Raw genomic sequence first — 16,597 nt, 5'->3', positions numbered from 1 at the left:
GTGCAAGATCTAAGTGATGGTTAAATGCATCACGATTAAATATAGGCTATAAAGTAGGAGCGCACTTGCAGACAACCCTTATAAAAACTCGAAAAACTTGAGATTGACTTAGAGTTTACCTGATTCACCTTGAGTAAAATCAACCTGGGTCAAGGTATGCTGTGTTACCAATAAATTCCATATCTATCAAAACAAGTGAAACGGCATAAACTTAGCACAATAAGTAACATTTTTTGATTGACCGATAATTCTTTGATGGTACAAGCCCCCAGATTAATCTCTGGAGTCAATCCAAAATCTAAAATCTAAAATCCAGAATCCAAAATCTAAAATCGGATGACCGCCCGCTCAGTCCAGCAAGCAACACCCATGTCAAGGATAGAGAACCAATTTACCGTGCATTTTTGGGGCGTTCGTGGCAGTATCCCCTGTCCGGGACCAAACACTGTCCATTACGGAGGTAATACCCCTTGCGTTGAAATGCAAGTGGATGGCAAACGCTTAATATTTGATGGTGGCACGGGACTGCATGTTCTAGGGCAATCTTTGTTGCCCAAAATGCCTGTAGAAGCTCACATATTCTTCACTCACTCCCATTGGGATCACATGCAAGGTTTTCCCTTCTTTACACCAGGCTTTGTGAAGGGAAATACCTTTCATATTTATGGGGCGATCGCCCCTGATGGTTCAACCATAGAACAGCGTCTCAATGACCAGATGCTGCATCCGAATTTTCCTGTTCCCTTGCAAATTATGCAGGCAAACTTAGATTTCTACGATGTTATACCAGGACAAGCCATACGTATTGATGATATTACCGTAGAAACGGCTCCACTTAATCATCCAGGTGAAGCAGTTGGATACCGAGTCAATTGGCGTGGTGGTGCTGCTGTTTACATCACAGATACCGAACATTTTGCAGATAGGCTGGATGAAAATGTCTTGTGGCTAGCCCGTGACGCCAACATCCTGATTTACGATTCCACATATACCGATGAAGAATATCATTCACCGAGCAATCCTAAAATTGGTTGGGGACATTCTACATGGCAAGAAGCTGTGAAGGTAGCCAAAGCCGCCAATGTTAAGACACTAGTAATTTTTCACCACGATCCTGCCCATGATGATGAATTCTTAGATCGTGTAGGGGAACAAGCACGCCAGAAATTTCCTGGTGCAGTTATGGCACGGGAAGGAATGGTGCTTCAGGTTCCTGTTTCAGTTCCTTTATCAGAATCTTTTCCTATTAGTAAGTTTTCTGTGTAGATATTGCCAAGGAAGTAATTCTAGATTTTAGATTAGATTGGTGATCAAGAGCTTATTCTACAGGTAAGCGCCCTTTGGGTGTCTGTGGTATGAGTTAGTCACAAGACAAAAGCTGATAGCGCTAAATGTCTTGAAAGCGCCTACCACAGGCTAACAACGCCCACAAAGGCAATTCCCTGAGGGTTAGCAAACAAGCTGAACAAACCTAAAATCCCAGAATCGACGTGCCAAATTTGTCTCAAAATGGGTGTTCTGTGTGGGTAACATCTTCACCTGAATTGGCTCTCACGCCAACTGCTGTCGCACTTGGCAAGTTTGACGGTGTACATCGTGGTCATCAACGAGTGATCCAACCAATTCTGCCGCCGTTTAGGAAAGATGGGGAGATTGAGAGATGGAAAGAACCGGAGATGGGGAGAACCGGAGATGGGGAGAAAGTTACCCCACCACCCCACAACGGTTCCATCTACTCGACCGTCGTCACCTTCAATCCTCATCCCCAAGAGTTTTTTACAGGTAAACCCAGGAGTTTGCTCACACCATTGGATGAAAAAGTCCACCAGTTGCGATCGCTTGGAGTACAACAACTAGTACTATTACCCTTCGATAAAGAACTATGTGCTTTGACTCCAGAAGAATTTGTAGAAAAAATTCTCGTTCAACAATTACAAGCAGTAAAAATTAGCGTCGGGCAAGATTTTCGTTTTGGCTCTAAACGTAGTGGTACTGCTGATGATCTACAAATCATTGCTGCTAAATACAACATTCCTGTTACTATCACCTCTCTAGAAACTTGTGCAGAATCTCAAGAAAATAAAACCCAGGTGTACCAACAGACTCGGATTAGCAGTTCACTGATTCGCGAAATTCTTGCTAGTGGCAATATCGAACGAGCAAACCAATTGTTGGGACGACCTTACACCCTCATCGGTACTGTGATTCAAGGTCAACAAGTTGGCAGAACTATTGGATTTCCCACCGCTAACCTGGAATTACCCAAAGATAAGTTTCTGCCTCACCACGGTGTTTATGCAGTCCGTGTTTTTACCGTGAATGAAATATTAGATGTTACAGGAAATGGCTATTTTGGTGTCATGAATATAGGTAATCGCCCTACAGTCAATGGTATTCATCTTTCAGTAGAAGTCCATCTGTTTGATTGGTCTGGTGATTTATATGGTAAAAAGCTGGCGGTGCATCTCGAAAAGTTTTTACGACCAGAACAAAAATTTCCTCATCTAGAAGCACTAAAAACACAAATTCAACTAGACTGTAGTGCCGCTAGAGCTTTTTTTAAGTGTTGAGTGTTAATTTTGTCTCGCTAAGGGAACACTAATGAAGGAAAGGGGACAAGGAAGACAAGGAAGACAAGGGGGACAAAGGGAATTAGTTACTATATTATTCTCTCCACACTCCACCCTTACGGGAAGCCGCGCAAAGCGCGTCCACACACTCCCAGACGCTTCAAACAGCGCGTCTCTACATTACTCCCCACACTCCCCATCTCTCCACTGCCCCTAATCCCCACCAGGGGCCGGTGAGTTCCCCATTGCCCGCTACCCAATCCCCAATTATTATGAGAGACAAAATTGACGCCCTCACACAAAATTTGGCTTACACTATTGTTGGCAAAAAAGAGGCAATACGCTTAGTTCTGGTTGCTTTACTAGCTGGTGGTCATGCTTTACTTGAAGATGTGCCGGGAGTCGGTAAAACTCTCTTAGCAAAAGCACTCGCCCGATCGATTGATGGCAAGTTTCAAAGACTACAATGCACTCCTGATTTACTACCAACCGATATCACCGGCACTAACATTTGGAATCCCAAAAGCGGCGAATTTCACTTTCTTCCCGGTCCAGTATTTGCCAATGTTTTGTTAACTGATGAAATCAACCGCGCTACACCCCGCACTCAATCGGCTTTACTAGAAGTTATGGAAGAACAACAGGTAACAGCCGATGGGGTCTCCCGTGCTGTTCCCACACCATTTTTTGTGATTGCTACTCAAAACCCGATTGAATACCAAGGTACTTTTCCTCTGCCAGAAGCACAGATGGACAGATTTATGCTGTCCTTGAGTTTGGGTTATCCTTCCCAAGCAGAAGAACTACAAATGCTGCAACGCCTGCACAAAGGAGTTAATGTTGCCGATTTACAGCCTTGTATTAGCTTGGCAGAAGTCCAAGAATTGCGGCAAATCGTAGCTCAAATCAAGGTAGATATTTCCTTGCAACAGTATATCCTTGACTTAGTGCGGGCAACGAGATGCGATGAGGAAATTACCTTAGGAGTAAGTCCCCGTGGTACGATAGCGTTACATCGAGCTACTCAAGCACTGGCTTTTTTATTGGGGCGTGATTATGCTATTCCCGATGACGTGAAATTTCTTGCTCCTCATGTTCTTTGTCATCGTCTCATCCCCACAGGTGGACGCAGTGCTAAAACTGTGATGGAAAGATTATTGCGAGTAGTTCCTATTCCTTAAATTCATTATTATCTGTCTTCTTAAAAATTTAAAATCTAATGAGTGTGAGGAATGACTAATCTAACTAAGTATCGCAAGCATCGCCAACTTCAGAGAAAATCTTTAGGTTTACTGTTAGTAGCTATAACTTGGAGTTTGGCTATGGGTTGGCTCATTTCCTTCGCAACAAATGCCCAAAGTGCAACTCCTACCTCTGAAATCGGCACTGTAGATGTAGTAGCTGCTCAGTACCAACTCGGACAAGAACTTTACTTAGAAAATTGCTCTAGTTGTCACATTGCCCTACCACCACAAGTTTTACCCACCCAGACTTGGAAAAATATTCTGCAAGACTCGCAACATTACGGTGGTCAAATTCAGCCTCTTGTCGATCCACCACGCCTTTTGGTTTGGAGATATCTTTCCACTTTTTCCCGTCCGATTCTAGAAGACGAACAAATTCCCTATCGAGTCAACAGTTCTCGTTTTTTCAAAGCTTTGCATCCCCAAGTTAAATTGCCACGTCCTGTGGAGATCAATAGCTGTGTCTCCTGTCATCCTAGTGCCAATGAGTATAATTTCCGCAGTCTAACTCCGGAGTGGGAGAATTCTAATTAAGTGGGGAAGTGTGAGGAGTGGGGAAAGTGTGAGGAGTAAAAGAAATATTTATCCTTGTACTCCTCACACCCCTCACACCCCTCACACCCCTCATACCCCTCTACCCCTCATACCCCTCACACCCATCACACCCATCACTCTACAAAGAACGGCGATCGCTACTTGAGCATGGTCGAGCTTCACTGCCTCATCTGGAAGCGAAATGATACTATTAATAAAGTTTCAAATATAAACTTCTAATTGAAAGCCATCATTTAGTAACTAGATTTAGTTTGTCTTGTTGCTGCTTTGGTTGAAATTGTCCACTGCCAACCAATTTATAGAGTATTAAATTCAGTGAACAGTGAACAGTTACCAGTTATCAATTGTATCGTCGGGTATTTTACCCGCAACGAACAACTAGCTACGACTTACCACCAATTGGTGGGAAACTTTGATCCAAAGAACAAAACTGATAACTGATAACTGACAACTGAATAACTGATAAAACTCAGTTGGGTCAAATCCATATAATCAATAACCCAAATCTAAAATTCCCGTCCCCGTTGATTTTGTTAAATAATCTGCCATGCTAAAAACTTTGTTGGGCGACCCCAACGCTCGTAAGCTTAAAAAATACCAACCTTACATCACTGAAATTAACCTCTTAGAGGAAGATATCAAAGCCCTTTCTGATGAAGAACTTAAGGGCAAAACAGCAGAGTTTAAGCAGCGTCTGGCAAAAGGCGAAACTCTTGATGACATTCTCAGCGAAGCTTTTGCTGTAGTCAGGGAAGCCGCACGGCGAGTCTTAGGGCTACGGCACTTTGATGTGCAGTTGCTGGGTGGTGTGATTTTGCACACAGGCCAAATTGCCGAAATGAAAACTGGTGAAGGTAAAACCCTGGTAGCAACTTTACCTAGCTATTTAAATGCTCTCACGGGCAAAGGTGTACACGTAGTTACTGTTAACGATTACCTGGCTCGTCGGGACGCGGAATGGATGGGGCAGGTGCATCGCTTCTTGGGTTTGAGTGTAGGTCTGATTCAGGCTAGTATGACCCCCCAAGAGCGCAAAAAAAACTACGACTGTGATATTACTTATGTAACCAACAGTGAGGTAGGATTTGATTACCTACGGGATAACATGGCAACATCAATCACGGATGTAGTGCAGCGCCCATTTAACTACTGTGTGATTGACGAGGTAGATTCAATTTTAATTGACGAAGCGCGGACACCGTTGATTATTTCTGGGCAAGTCGAACGCCCCACAGAAAAATATATAGAAGCAGCCCGGATCGCCGCCGCTTTACAAAAAGATGAGCATTATGAGGTAGATGAAAAAGCCCGTAACGTCCTGCTAACGGATGAAGGCTTTGCGGAAGCAGAACAACTGTTGGGAGTAAAAGATTTATTTGACCCTGAAGATCCTTGGGCGCACTTTGTTTTCAACGCGATTAAAGCCAAAGAACTGTTTTTGAAGGACGTTAACTATATTGTCCGCAATGGAGAAGTAGTCATCGTTGATGAATTTACCGGACGGGTTCTACCGGGACGGCGTTGGAGTGATGGTCTGCACCAAGCCATTGAAGCCAAAGAACACGTAGAGATTCAACCAGAAACCCAAACTTTGGCGACCATTACTTATCAAAACCTGTTTTTGCTTTATCCAAAATTAGGTGGGATGACAGGAACGGCAAAAACGGAAGAAGCCGAATTTGAAAAAATTTACAAACTGGAAGTAACCGTCATTCCTACCAACCGCGTTAGAAGACGGGAAGACTTGTCCGACATGGTGTTTAAGAATGAGGCGGGCAAGTGGCGAGCGATCGCCAAAGAATGTGCCGAAATGCACCAACTTGGTAGACCCGTATTGGTGGGAACTACAAGTGTGGAAAAATCTGAGTATCTCAGCCAGTTGTTGAAGCAAATGAACATTCCCCACGAATTGCTCAACGCCCGACCAGAAAACGTGGAGCGAGAAGCGGAGATTGTCGCTCAAGCAGGACGCAAAGGTGCTGTGACTATCGCCACTAACATGGCTGGTAGAGGTACGGATATTATCTTGGGTGGTAACGCTGAATATATGGCTCGTTTGAAGATGCGGGAATACTTTATGCCCCGGATCGTCAAGCCAGAAAATGAAGATATGTTTAGTGTCCACAGGGCAGCTGGTTTGCCTCCCGCTTCTGGTGGTGGACAAGGCTTTGCCCCTGGCAAGAAAGTCAAAACTTGGAAAGCTTCCCCCCAGGTTTTCCCAACTCAGCTTTCTAAAGAAGCAGAACAACTACTCAAGCAAGCAGTAGAAATGGCAGTCAAAGCCTATGGTGAACGTAGTCTGCCAGAATTGGAAGCAGAAGAAAAAGTTGCTATCGCCGCCGAAAAAGCTCCCACTGAAGACCCTGTAATTCAGAAATTACGGGAAGCTTACAACCGCATCAAGCAGGAGTATGAAGTGTTCACCAGCCGGGAACACCAAGAAGTAGTAGAACTGGGAGGCTTACACGTAATTGGTACAGAACGTCACGAGTCACGGCGGATTGACAACCAGTTGCGGGGACGCGCCGGACGTCAAGGCGATCCTGGTTCCACCAGATTTTTCCTCAGTTTAGAAGATAACTTGATGCGGATCTTTGGTGGCGATCGCGTTGCTAAATTAATGGAAGCCTTCCGTGTAGAGGAAGACATGCCAATTGAATCTGGGATGCTGACTCGTAGCTTAGAAGGCGCTCAGAAAAAAGTTGAAACCTACTACTACGATATCCGTAAGCAGGTATTTGAGTACGACGAGGTAATGAACAACCAACGCCGTGCTATTTACGCTGAACGCCGCCGGGTTTTGGAAGGACAAGACCTCAAAGAACAAGTGATCGAGTACGCTGAAAGAACGATGGACGACATCGTTAACTACTACATTAATCCAGACTTACCTTCAGAAGAGTGGGAACTAGACAAGTTAGTTGAAAAAGTCAAAGAATTTGTTTATCTACTAGCAGACTTACAATCATCTCAACTAGTAGATATGTCAATGAGTGAGATTAAAGCTTTCATGCACGAACAAGTGCGGATCGCCTACGACATGAAGGAAGCGCAAATAGACCAAATTCAACCCGGATTGATGCGCCAAGCTGAACGCTTCTTTATCTTGCAGCGAATTGACACCCTCTGGCGAGAACACCTGCAACAAATGGATGCTTTGCGTGAGTCCGTAGGATTACGGGGTTACGGTCAAAAAGATCCATTGATTGAATACAAGACCGAGGGTTACGAACTCTTCTTGGATATGATGACCAATATTCGTCGAGATGTGGTCTACTCCTTGTTTATGTTCCAACCACAACCCCAAGCAGTAGTGCAGACATCCTCCGAGATGGTATAGGGTAAAACAGCCAAATTTATTTCATGCAAAGACGCTAAGAATCACTTGGCGTCTTTATGTTTGGCAAAGATTTGGAAATACTTCCACCCTAACAATTTTGCGTAAAAGCGTAGTGATTTAAAACGCAGAGGGACGCAAAGGTAAACCCTGAGGGACGCGGAGTGTTGGTGCCAAAATTTCGCTATGAATTTATGCAATTTTGTGCTTAAGTTATATAACAGCAACCAAAGTGATGTGGTGTCGCATCTTTCATCCAGTGACACTGTGATTGATAACTCCCACCCATTAGCGCAAATTAAGCTACAATTCAAGCAGTGCAAGGACTTTCCATTTATCTAGCCCATGCTTGAAAACCTGCAAACCCAGTTTTACGAACTAGAACAATTCGCCAACTCCCTTGTCTCTAATCAGTTGACGCACCTGAGTTTACTAAGCATAGGTGTTATTTTTATTGCTGGGCTACTCACCAGTCTCACACCTTGTATGCTGTCTATGTTGCCTATCACTATCGGCTACATCGGCGGTTACGAAGCGAAAAGCCGCCTACAAGCTGCTGCCCAGTCTACTTGGTTTGCTTTTGGATTAGCAACTACGCTTGCAAGTTTAGGAATCGTAGCAGCTTTGGTTGGAAAAGTCTACGGTCAAATCGGTTTTGGTTTACCAATTATTGTTAGCGTTATAGCTATCCTGATGGGGCTGAATTTGCTAGAAGCTTTACCCTTACAAATGCCCTCTTTTGGTGGTACAGAGTGGATTTCTCAAGAATTACCCCAAGGTGTGCGTGCCTATGCGATCGGTCTGAGTTTTGGTTTAGTTGCTTCTCCTTGCAGTACTCCTGTTTTGGCAAGTTTATTAGGTTGGGTTGCTAATACACAAGACTTAATTTTAGGTGCGGTTTTGCTCATTTCCTACACCGCAGGTTATGTAGCACCATTAATTTTGGCAGGTACCTTTACTGCTTCGATTAAAAAGATACTAGAATTACGCCGTTGGTCTGGTTGGATTAACCCAATTAGCGGGGCGTTGTTAGTAGGATTTGGTGTTTTTTCTCTCGTTTCTCGGATTCCTTTTTAATAGTTAGTGGTTAGTGGTCAGCAACTAACAACTAACTACTAACTACTAACAATTATATATTTATTAATTCAAATGACTTTAGACAATACAAATAATACAGTTACTGAAAAATCTACAGAACAATCAAATGGGTGGTCGATCGCGCGGATATTACGACAGGATTTTTTACCTGTATTAACAGATTTACGTTTAGCGATCGCACTCTTACTAATTATTGCTCTGTTTAGTATCACCGGTACAGTCATTGAACAAGGTCAATCACTGGATTTTTACCAAGCTAATTATCCAGAACACCCAGCTTTATTTGGTTTTCTATCTTGGAAAGTTATTTTAACTTTGGGGTTAGATCATGTTTATCGTACCTGGTGGTTCTTAGCTTTACTGATATTTTTTGGTACTAGCTTGACCGCTTGTACTTTTACCCGTCAGTTACCTGCTTTCAAAGCAGCCCGTCGTTGGAAATTTTATGATCAACCCCGACAATTTACGAAGTTAGCATTGAGTGCAGAACTAGATAATGGTTCTGTTGATTCCCTTAAGCAAATATTAAAGAACCGCAGCTATAAAATTTTTCAAGAAACAGATAAAACTAATATTCTTTATGCTCGCAAAGGCATAATTGGACGCATCGGCCCCATCATTGTACATATTGGTATAGTTGTGATTCTTTTGGGGTCAATTTGGGGGGCGATGACTGGATTTATGGCCCAGGAAATGGTTGCTAGTGGTAATACATTCCAAGTTAAAAATATTATTGATGCAGGTCCTTGGGCCGCCACACGCATACCTAAAGATTGGTCTGTACGTGTGAATCGTTTTTGGATTGATTATACTCCTAGTGGCAGTATTGACCAGTTTTACTCAGATTTATCCGTTTTAAATAACCAAAACCAAGAAGTTGATCACAAGAAAATTTTTGTTAATCAACCTCTGCGTTATCGGGGTGTGACTTTTTACCAAACAGACTGGGGAATTGCTGCTGTGCGAGTGCGGGTGAACCAAAGCCCCGTTTTTCAGATACCAATGGCTCTATTAAATACCAATGGTAATGGCCGTATTTGGGGAACCTGGATTCCCACTAAACCAGATTTAAGTGAGGGTGTCTCGTTACTAGCCAAAGATTTACAAGGAACAGTGTTAATTTATGACGCCGCAGGTCAACTATTCAACACTTTGCGGACAGGTATGTCCACCCAAATCAATGGTGTGAAACTGACTGTTTTGGATGTGGTTGGTAGTACCGGTTTACAAATTAAAGCTGATCCAGGAATTCCTATTGTTTATACTGGGTTTGCCTTGTTGATGTTGGGTGTGGTGATGAGTTATTTTTCCCACTCCCAAATTTGGGCTTTGCAGATAGATGGACGTCTGTATGTGGGTGGCAAAACTAATCGCGCCCAGGTAGCATTTGAGCAGGAAATGTTGGGAATTTTGGATTCCCTAAGTCAAGAACAAACAAATGAGGAGAAGGCGATCGCTACTCTCTAGCACACCATTCAACCAACAAGTTACACCTACTACGACGCCTCCTCTCAAACAAGAGTCCTTGTCAATCCCTGCAAATAAACCTACAGCACCATCATCAAAAATCAAAAATGATGACGGTGTTAGAGATCAAGATGATGACGATGATTAAACAGCAGTGCTATTGTTTTTTGTGATGAACTTCAATCACTGTATGCACGTTACCACGTGGGGCGAAATCAGCTTTGAGAGTGATTTCTAAAGGATCACAAGCGGCGACAAAATCATCCAAGATTTGGTTAGCAGATTCTTCATGAGAGATGTAGCGATCGCGGTAACTGTTAATATAAAGCTTGAGTGCCTTTAATTCTACGACCTGTTGATCGGGTATGTAGGTAATATGAATAGTGGCGAAGTCTGGATAGCCGGAAAAGGGGCATTTACATGTAAATTCCGGCAATGTGATATCTATGTTATAGCGTCGTCCTACACGCGGATTCGGAAAGGTAATGAGTTTTCCTTCTGCAATTTCGCGTTCGCCATACTTCATTTCTTGACTTGGCTGTGACACACTTTCCGATAAAGAATTACTCATAAAATTTAAAACTAGTAACTGGTCAATAGTCAATTGTCAGTGGACTGTTGGTTTTTAACTTATGATTCTTCTGATTGCCAATCTGGGCAATTCTCACCATCCCATCCGTAGGGATGCATACCACAGACTAACAAATTACCACCATAAGCTTGACCGTGATAGTGGCAACAACCAATGCAAGCGGGATTTTTTTCTGCTGAGGGTTCAACTGGGTAAGGAAAGGCAGGATCTAAATCATCACCTACTATATCTTCCAATTCCCAGTACATTTCTAAAAATGGTTCAGTCAATTCCTGAAAATACTGATCTATTTCTACAACAATTGTATTGTGCAATTGTTCAGTAACTTCTTCGGTCACTTCAAAAAAAGTGTCTACCATGTCACTCATTCCCAGGAAAAAGCGTTCTACTTCATCGCTTACTGTTTGTACCATTTCCCAAAAATCCTTTTGCCAATTGTCCATAAAACTAACGCCCTTACTGGCTAGATTCAAAAATATAAGTTCTGAGGGGTTGTGAGGGGACATATCCCCGATTTTTAAAAAGGTCGGGGATTTGTCTAACAGCCCATCAAAATCAATGTCGTCGATACTAGTGTAATGTAGACATCCTTAACGCTATTTTCTGAAAAGCTGTATATTACAGAAACTAAATATTCACGGACGTTAAATGCCACCTAACTGCCAGCAATGAACAACACCCTGAGGAATAGGTTTTAACTAAATTCTACGTCATATAGGAATGGGTTGATATCAGCAAGACAAGGCTAACATCAACCCAGCATAAATTTATTATTACTTATCACGTTGCAGACGCTTTAATTCGTTTTCTAATTCCAGAACTTGCTGACGTAATTGATCTACATTATCATCACTATTCTTGGTTTGGGAATCTTTTGCCGTTGGCTGGTCGTCTTCTTCTATAATTTCTATGCGGCGCGGTTCAGAAGGAGTAGTCGGTTCTTCTGTTGTGGTAGTTGCTGATTGCTGCTGGGCTTGCTTCATCATATCTTCAACGAAGCGACGCGCCTCTTCTGTAGTCATTTCACCCCGCGCCACCATTTCGTCTGCCAGCTTTTGGATTTGCGATCGCACTTCAGACAGCGTTCCGCCTGCTTTTTCGCCCGCGTAAGAAGCTAATCCAACACCAAGGTAAAAAGCTTTTTTAACAATATCTCCAAAACCAGCCATTACAGCCTTTACGCTCCTAGAAATAGGGCGACCCGGAGACTACGCCTACCATAAGCATCCCGTGTTGCTGCTACCTTCCGGTCCTGACAAGGTTTGGGCGTTACAGTCGCATAGATCCAGGTCTACAAATTAGCATAGCATTAAATATTGCATGTGTGTGTTATTCGACGACAATTTTCCATTCATATAGTTTGTAGTTAACACAATTGTTAATTACCAACGGATCATTGGCTACAATTGCCTGGGCTTCTGCCATAGAGGCAGCTTCAAACACCATCATCCCGCCTCCCATATTTGCCCAGTAGCCAGTTTTAGCGTTGTGTCCTTTAGCGATCAAATCTTTTACGTAAGCTTTGTGAGCGGGTATATATTGGTCAAAGACCGATTTATCAACTTTACCTTCCTCAATCTTGACGAAAATCGGCATGTACTTGTCACTTCCCATTACAAAAACTAGGGGGGTAAGGGTGTAAGGGTGCGGGGTGTAGGGAAAAACTGTTTTTGAGTAGCACTCTTAGTAGCCATGAAATCAACATTCTGGGCATTATGCGGTCTGAAAAATCTGTTTGGCTGTCAAATTTAACTCTGGAAATGTTGGTGATTGAATACGGTCATCACCTCGAAACTTCCTAACTAGATACTCACCTTCATCTAAACAACAAATTAAGATTGTTGGTTGTTTTGGTTTCCCAATGAATTCCCTACCACCTAAACCAGCGTAATCAACAATCCAGTATTCAGCAATTCCCATTTCTTCATAATCAGCGTATTTTTTGTAATAATCATCACGCCAGTTGCTACTAACAACTTCAACAACTAGAGGAATTGATGCGCCCTGAGTAATAATTGATTCTTTTTTCCAGATTGGTTCATTTGTGAGATTAGTTTGGTTTACTATTAGCACATCTGGCGAATAACCTGATTCATTTGGAAGTGGTTTGACAAATGCTGTTTTTGGTATGAAATAGGGAAGATTTAATCGGTCTAATTCTACACTTAGTTTTCTGACCAAAAATCCTGTAACCTCCTCATGTTCGCCAACCGGTAATGGCATTTCAACAATCACTCCATTGTGTAGTTCATAGCGTCTTTGTGGGTTTTCTGGATACCAGGCTGCAAATTCTTCAACAGTTATTGTTTTTGGTAGTGCTTGAGTCATTTTTCACCTCAGACTTTTTGAATTTGACCTTTGGAGAAGGGAGGTTGAAAGGTTCATCGAAGTAACGTTATATTGTTGACTGACACTCTATTAAGTATAAATAGAGTAATTATCTGATAACTGATAACAGATAAACTCCGTTGCAAAAATCACAAAATCTTTTTTTTATTGCCCTGCTCCCACCACTGGAAATTCAGGATTATGCTAACCAAATCAAGCAGCACTTTGCCCTCCATTATGCTAGTCGTCACGCCCAAAAATCTCCGCCTCACATTACCTTACAACCACCTTTTGAATGGTCTGATCAAAACCTACCAGTATTAGAAGTATGTTTGCAGGAATTTGCCAGCAGCCAAAATCCCATACCAATTACCTTGAGTGGATATGGTGCTTTTGTTCCCCGCGTCATCTATATTAATGTGGTGAGAAGTCCAGAACTGTTGGCTTTGCAAGCAAATTTAATGACACACCTAGTCAATCAACTGGGAATTGTTGATAAAGTATCTCAAACTCGACCATTTGCGCCTCACATGACGGTGGCATTTAAAGATTTAACACGGCAGAATTTTAGAGCTGCTTGGTCTGAGTTTGAAAAGCGTGAGTTATATTTTGAATTTACAGCAAATAATTTGACGTTACTGCGACACGACGGTAAGCAGTGGAATGTGAAAGCAGAGTTTCCATTTGTGATTGGCGATCGCTAGTTGAAACGCAAAGGGACGCAAAGTTAGCGCAGAGGTACGCAGAGTTTTTCTGGTGGGAATTCGCGAGGAATTAATGAAATGTTTTACTTACCAAACTTCTGTTAAATCTAAGATAAATCCTGGTAGTACATTTTCACCTGATACATTACTGGGATGATCTAATACTTCTATCTCTTTTTCTTGTCTGTAGATTTCAACTTTGCTGTTTTTTCGGTCAATCAACCATCCTAATTTGGCTCCGTTTTCCATATATTCTTTCATCTTGTCGCGCAAAGTTTCTATACTGTCGGAAGGCGATCGCAATTCAACGACAAAATCTGGACATATGGGTGCAAAACTTTCTTGTTCTTCTTTTGTCAGTTTTTCCCAGCGTTCTAATTTTATCCAAGCAGCATCAGGAGAGCGATCGGCCCCGTTTGGTAAATGAAATCCTGTAGAGGAGTCAAATACCACTCCTAGTTTAGTCTGACGGTTCCATAACCAAACTTGCCCTACAATATCTGTGTTTCGTTTTCCAGTATCGCTTCCTGTAGGGGGCATAAGTATTAATTCTCCTGTGGCTGTTCTTTCTAGTCTGAGTTCATGGTTAACGGCGGCGAGTTCCTTGAACTGTTCATGAGTGATTTTAAAGGCTTGGGGAATGGCAATAGTAAGGTTAACCATAGGGAAAGCCTCACGCTTCAAGTGATATATAGTAATCCTATTTTATTTGTGAAAGTTGGGTTTATATACACCTTATTCGATAAGTCCGGCTTCTAAGCTTTCACAAATGAGTCATCTTTAAACTGCGATCGCACTCACTTCCACAAAACAGCGATCGCTATTTTGCTTTGCTTAAATACTAGCGATTGCGTTACATCTCACGTCTATATTCTTCTAACAATTGCGGAATATAATCATACCCATCCACACCAATTACAGAAATAATTTTGGGGCGATTTTGCTGCAATGCGTTTTGAAAAGCTTCTACCCCAAGTTGACCTTGTAATATTGTTAGTAATCTTGCTACTTTTCGCCATTCCTGGGAAGCTATCTGGTTTAACAAATACATTCCTAAGCAACCTGTGTAAATTGCTCTGGCAAAGTTAGCTGAGTTATAATTCGCTTCACCTAAATTAGCTAAATTCAATCCTTGGAGATATAAATCACCGGATATTTGCGCTGTTTTAAAGCCTTCTTCTAAATTTTTAATGGCGTTTTGGGAATCGCCAATTACCAAATAAGCAACACCTAAACTACTTAAACACAAAGCTTTACTTTGGACATCACCTAATTGTTCTGATAGTTTTAAACCTTGTTGCAAATAATTAATTGGCATTTCATAGGTTTCTGGTTCTATTTGCTCTTGTTGTTGAGCCTGCATGACTTCGCTGTAACCCAAGTTTACCAAGGCATAGGCTTCTCCTATCCTATCTCCTGTTTGCCGACTCATGATTAATGCTCTTTGACTGTAATCTATTGCCTCTGCATACTTTTGCTCTTGCACACAAGTACGGCTAAGATGATTGAGATTAGCTATTTCACAGGGGCGATCGGCTGCATGACGAGCAATCTCCAAAGCCTGTTGATGAAAGTTGATGGAACTGTCGTATTGTCCCAACGCTCGTTGGGAATAGCCTAAAATTGTTAATATCCGGGCTTTTTCTTGGGTTCCTTCGACTCTTCGCAATGGTTCATCCAGGTAATTTAGGGTATCACGCAAGTAACTACCAGAAAAGGAAGCGAAGATGCCACCATACAAGGGAAAATACTGAGCTTGACTAAATAAACGTAAAATTTGTAACATCACCTGCAAAGCTGCATTACTGTAGGTGATATCTTGACTAAAACCAATTGCCAGCTGACTCCAAATAACTGCAAAGGTCAAATATGTAGAAATAGAAAGCTTGGAACCAGCTTTAACATTGTAAGGTTGTTGGTCAAACCAGTGAACTAATCCCCGTTGCAGGTATTGTAAGATGAGTGTAATTTCCACCCAGTCTCTCAGGCTGACTTGACGCTGCTGCCTAGCAAATTCAATCGCAGATTGTTCTTTTGCCAAGGCGCGAAACAGTGCATGGGGTAACTCACTCTGTACTTGTTTTGCCCAAGTTGCCCAAGGGCCACTTTCTTCTGGTATACCACCAAACCCCAAAGCTTCACGGTTTTGCTCGTACATCCAGCTAACTAAATGGTCTTGTAGTCGCTGCCAAGATGCAACACCACGGGTAATACCCTCGGAAATTTGCTGTAAATCAGAATCTGCTTGGGCAAACTGTTGTAAAGCTTTTGATAATTGCTGAAGCTGTTGTAAATTAAGGCGATATTTGCTGTTTGGATCAGTGACGCGTAAAAAGGTAGCTAGTCGTTCCTCGGATGAGGCTGTGGTAATTTCTTTAACTGCGGTAGCAGTGGCTTCTGTGGCTTTGTTTTGTTCCTGCACCCGTTGCCATTGACTTTGGATTGTTTTTATGGATCTCAGACTACGGGTAGCTTTAGCTTTTTTGAGTTCGTCTTTTTCGTTGTCTACTTGCTGCTGAATACTATTAAAGCGATCGCTCAATGCCAATTCAAAAATTTCCCCCGTTCCAGCCGTGACACCATGGAGCAACATTTGATACACTTGCTCCACAGAACTGATCTTGCCCTTGAGGGTAGTTTCAATAATTTCATCGACTAAAGCCAGGTAGCGATCGCGAACAGACACAGACTCAGACACCTTC

At 42.4% G+C, this 16,597-nt stretch carries 16 protein-coding genes and 1 other RNA gene; 9 read left to right on the top strand and 8 right to left on the bottom strand.

What is annotated here, in order from left to right; translation table 11 throughout:
• The first annotated feature begins 369 nt into the window (after nt 1-369).
• From NIES592_RS20385 to NIES592_RS20355, 8 genes are all read left to right on the top strand, one after another.
• Nucleotides 370-1,266, top strand: coding sequence for an MBL fold metallo-hydrolase (locus NIES592_RS20385; protein WP_062250850.1), 897 nt, complete (start codon nt 370-372; stop codon nt 1,264-1,266).
• Between the two features lie 224 nt (nt 1,267-1,490).
• Complete coding sequence (locus tag NIES592_RS20380) at nt 1,491-2,570, top strand: bifunctional riboflavin kinase/FAD synthetase (protein WP_062249947.1); 1,080 nt, start codon at nt 1,491-1,493, stop codon at nt 2,568-2,570.
• Between the two features lie 272 nt (nt 2,571-2,842).
• On the top strand, nt 2,843-3,751 hold the full coding sequence (locus NIES592_RS20375; RefSeq protein WP_009459944.1) for an AAA family ATPase: 909 nt from the start codon (nt 2,843-2,845) through the stop codon (nt 3,749-3,751).
• Between the two features lie 51 nt (nt 3,752-3,802).
• Nucleotides 3,803-4,348, top strand: coding sequence for a cytochrome C (locus NIES592_RS20370; RefSeq protein ID WP_062249945.1), 546 nt, complete (start codon nt 3,803-3,805; stop codon nt 4,346-4,348).
• Nucleotides 4,349-4,376: 28 nt separating this feature from the next.
• Nucleotides 4,377-4,514, top strand: a complete 138-nt coding sequence (locus tag NIES592_RS25410) for a hypothetical protein (RefSeq protein ID WP_178379596.1) — start codon at nt 4,377-4,379, stop codon at nt 4,512-4,514.
• A gap of 402 nt (nt 4,515-4,916) precedes the next feature.
• The gene (secA, locus tag NIES592_RS20365; RefSeq protein ID WP_062249943.1) at nt 4,917-7,709 is read left to right on the top strand and encodes a preprotein translocase subunit SecA; all 2,793 of its coding nucleotides are present in this window, start codon (nt 4,917-4,919) and stop codon (nt 7,707-7,709) included.
• A gap of 342 nt (nt 7,710-8,051) precedes the next feature.
• Nucleotides 8,052-8,783: a cytochrome c biogenesis protein CcdA gene (locus NIES592_RS20360; protein WP_062249941.1), complete on the top strand. Its 732-nt coding sequence runs from the start codon at nt 8,052-8,054 to the stop codon at nt 8,781-8,783.
• A gap of 72 nt (nt 8,784-8,855) precedes the next feature.
• Entirely contained in the window at nt 8,856-10,271 is a 1,416-nt protein-coding gene (locus NIES592_RS20355; protein ID WP_073556728.1) for a cytochrome c biogenesis protein, read from the top strand.
• Between the two features lie 157 nt (nt 10,272-10,428).
• On the opposite strand, the gene queF is transcribed toward NIES592_RS20355, so the two are convergent.
• The 6 genes from queF to NIES592_RS20325 all read right to left on the bottom strand — a co-directional run bounded on the left by queF (nt 10,429) and on the right by NIES592_RS20325 (nt 13,191).
• The gene (queF, locus tag NIES592_RS20350; RefSeq protein WP_009459949.1) at nt 10,429-10,842 is read right to left on the bottom strand and encodes a preQ(1) synthase; all 414 of its coding nucleotides are present in this window, start codon (nt 10,840-10,842) and stop codon (nt 10,429-10,431) included.
• Between the two features lie 59 nt (nt 10,843-10,901).
• Nucleotides 10,902-11,306, bottom strand: a complete 405-nt coding sequence (locus NIES592_RS20345; RefSeq protein WP_026086426.1) for a hypothetical protein — start codon at nt 11,304-11,306, stop codon at nt 10,902-10,904.
• Between the two features lie 330 nt (nt 11,307-11,636).
• Entirely contained in the window at nt 11,637-12,032 is a 396-nt protein-coding gene (locus NIES592_RS20340) for a phasin family protein (protein ID WP_062249937.1), read from the bottom strand.
• A gap of 26 nt (nt 12,033-12,058) precedes the next feature.
• Nucleotides 12,059-12,155, bottom strand: an RNA gene (gene ffs, locus NIES592_RS20335) — signal recognition particle sRNA small type.
• A 37-nt stretch (nt 12,156-12,192) separates the two neighbouring features.
• Nucleotides 12,193-12,459, bottom strand: coding sequence for a YciI family protein (locus NIES592_RS20330; protein WP_062249936.1), 267 nt, complete (start codon nt 12,457-12,459; stop codon nt 12,193-12,195).
• Between the two features lie 117 nt (nt 12,460-12,576).
• Nucleotides 12,577-13,191 (bottom strand): Uma2 family endonuclease, encoded by a 615-nt coding sequence (locus NIES592_RS20325; protein WP_062249935.1) that lies wholly within the window; start codon nt 13,189-13,191, stop codon nt 12,577-12,579.
• A gap of 140 nt (nt 13,192-13,331) precedes the next feature.
• Here NIES592_RS20325 and NIES592_RS20320 point away from each other — a divergent pair, with 140 nt between their 5' ends.
• Nucleotides 13,332-13,895 carry a 2'-5' RNA ligase family protein gene (locus tag NIES592_RS20320; RefSeq protein ID WP_062249931.1) on the top strand — a complete coding sequence of 188 codons (564 nt, stop codon included), beginning with the start codon at nt 13,332-13,334 and terminating at the stop codon, nt 13,893-13,895.
• An 87-nt stretch (nt 13,896-13,982) separates the two neighbouring features.
• Here NIES592_RS20320 and NIES592_RS20315 read toward each other — a convergent pair whose 3' ends face one another.
• The gene (locus NIES592_RS20315; protein ID WP_062249929.1) at nt 13,983-14,558 is read right to left on the bottom strand and encodes a Uma2 family endonuclease; all 576 of its coding nucleotides are present in this window, start codon (nt 14,556-14,558) and stop codon (nt 13,983-13,985) included.
• A gap of 190 nt (nt 14,559-14,748) precedes the next feature.
• Nucleotides 14,749-16,593, bottom strand: a complete 1,845-nt coding sequence (locus NIES592_RS20310; RefSeq protein WP_073556727.1) for a tetratricopeptide repeat protein — start codon at nt 16,591-16,593, stop codon at nt 14,749-14,751.
• Nucleotides 16,594-16,597 lie beyond the last annotated feature (4 nt).

Origin of the sequence: Fischerella major NIES-592 (genome assembly GCF_001904645.1) — a bacterium.
GTDB lineage: Bacteria > Cyanobacteriota > Cyanobacteriia > Cyanobacteriales > Nostocaceae > Fischerella > Fischerella thermalis.
The sequence above is the reverse complement of the archived record's forward strand: the minus strand, read 5'-3'. Positions and strand labels throughout refer to the sequence as shown.

What these genes read in the sequence shown, in the direction of transcription:
- secA (WP_062249943.1), top strand. Translation starts at nt 4,917, where the DNA reads ATGCTAAAAACTTTGTTGGGCGACCCCAACGCTCGTAAGCTTAAAAAA.
- NIES592_RS20340 (WP_062249937.1), bottom strand. Translation starts at nt 12,032, where the DNA reads ATGGCTGGTTTTGGAGATATTGTTAAAAAAGCTTTTTACCTTGGTGTT.
- NIES592_RS20375 (WP_009459944.1), top strand. Translation starts at nt 2,843, where the DNA reads ATGAGAGACAAAATTGACGCCCTCACACAAAATTTGGCTTACACTATT.
- NIES592_RS20330 (WP_062249936.1), bottom strand. Translation starts at nt 12,459, where the DNA reads ATGCCGATTTTCGTCAAGATTGAGGAAGGTAAAGTTGATAAATCGGTC.
- queF (WP_009459949.1), bottom strand. Translation starts at nt 10,842, where the DNA reads ATGAGTAATTCTTTATCGGAAAGTGTGTCACAGCCAAGTCAAGAAATG.
- NIES592_RS20385 (WP_062250850.1), top strand. Translation starts at nt 370, where the DNA reads ATGTCAAGGATAGAGAACCAATTTACCGTGCATTTTTGGGGCGTTCGT.
- NIES592_RS20325 (WP_062249935.1), bottom strand. Translation starts at nt 13,191, where the DNA reads ATGACTCAAGCACTACCAAAAACAATAACTGTTGAAGAATTTGCAGCC.
- NIES592_RS20315 (WP_062249929.1), bottom strand. Translation starts at nt 14,558, where the DNA reads ATGGTTAACCTTACTATTGCCATTCCCCAAGCCTTTAAAATCACTCAT.
- NIES592_RS20360 (WP_062249941.1), top strand. Translation starts at nt 8,052, where the DNA reads ATGCTTGAAAACCTGCAAACCCAGTTTTACGAACTAGAACAATTCGCC.
- NIES592_RS20355 (WP_073556728.1), top strand. Translation starts at nt 8,856, where the DNA reads ATGACTTTAGACAATACAAATAATACAGTTACTGAAAAATCTACAGAA.
- NIES592_RS20345 (WP_026086426.1), bottom strand. Translation starts at nt 11,306, where the DNA reads ATGGACAATTGGCAAAAGGATTTTTGGGAAATGGTACAAACAGTAAGC.
- NIES592_RS20370 (WP_062249945.1), top strand. Translation starts at nt 3,803, where the DNA reads ATGACTAATCTAACTAAGTATCGCAAGCATCGCCAACTTCAGAGAAAA.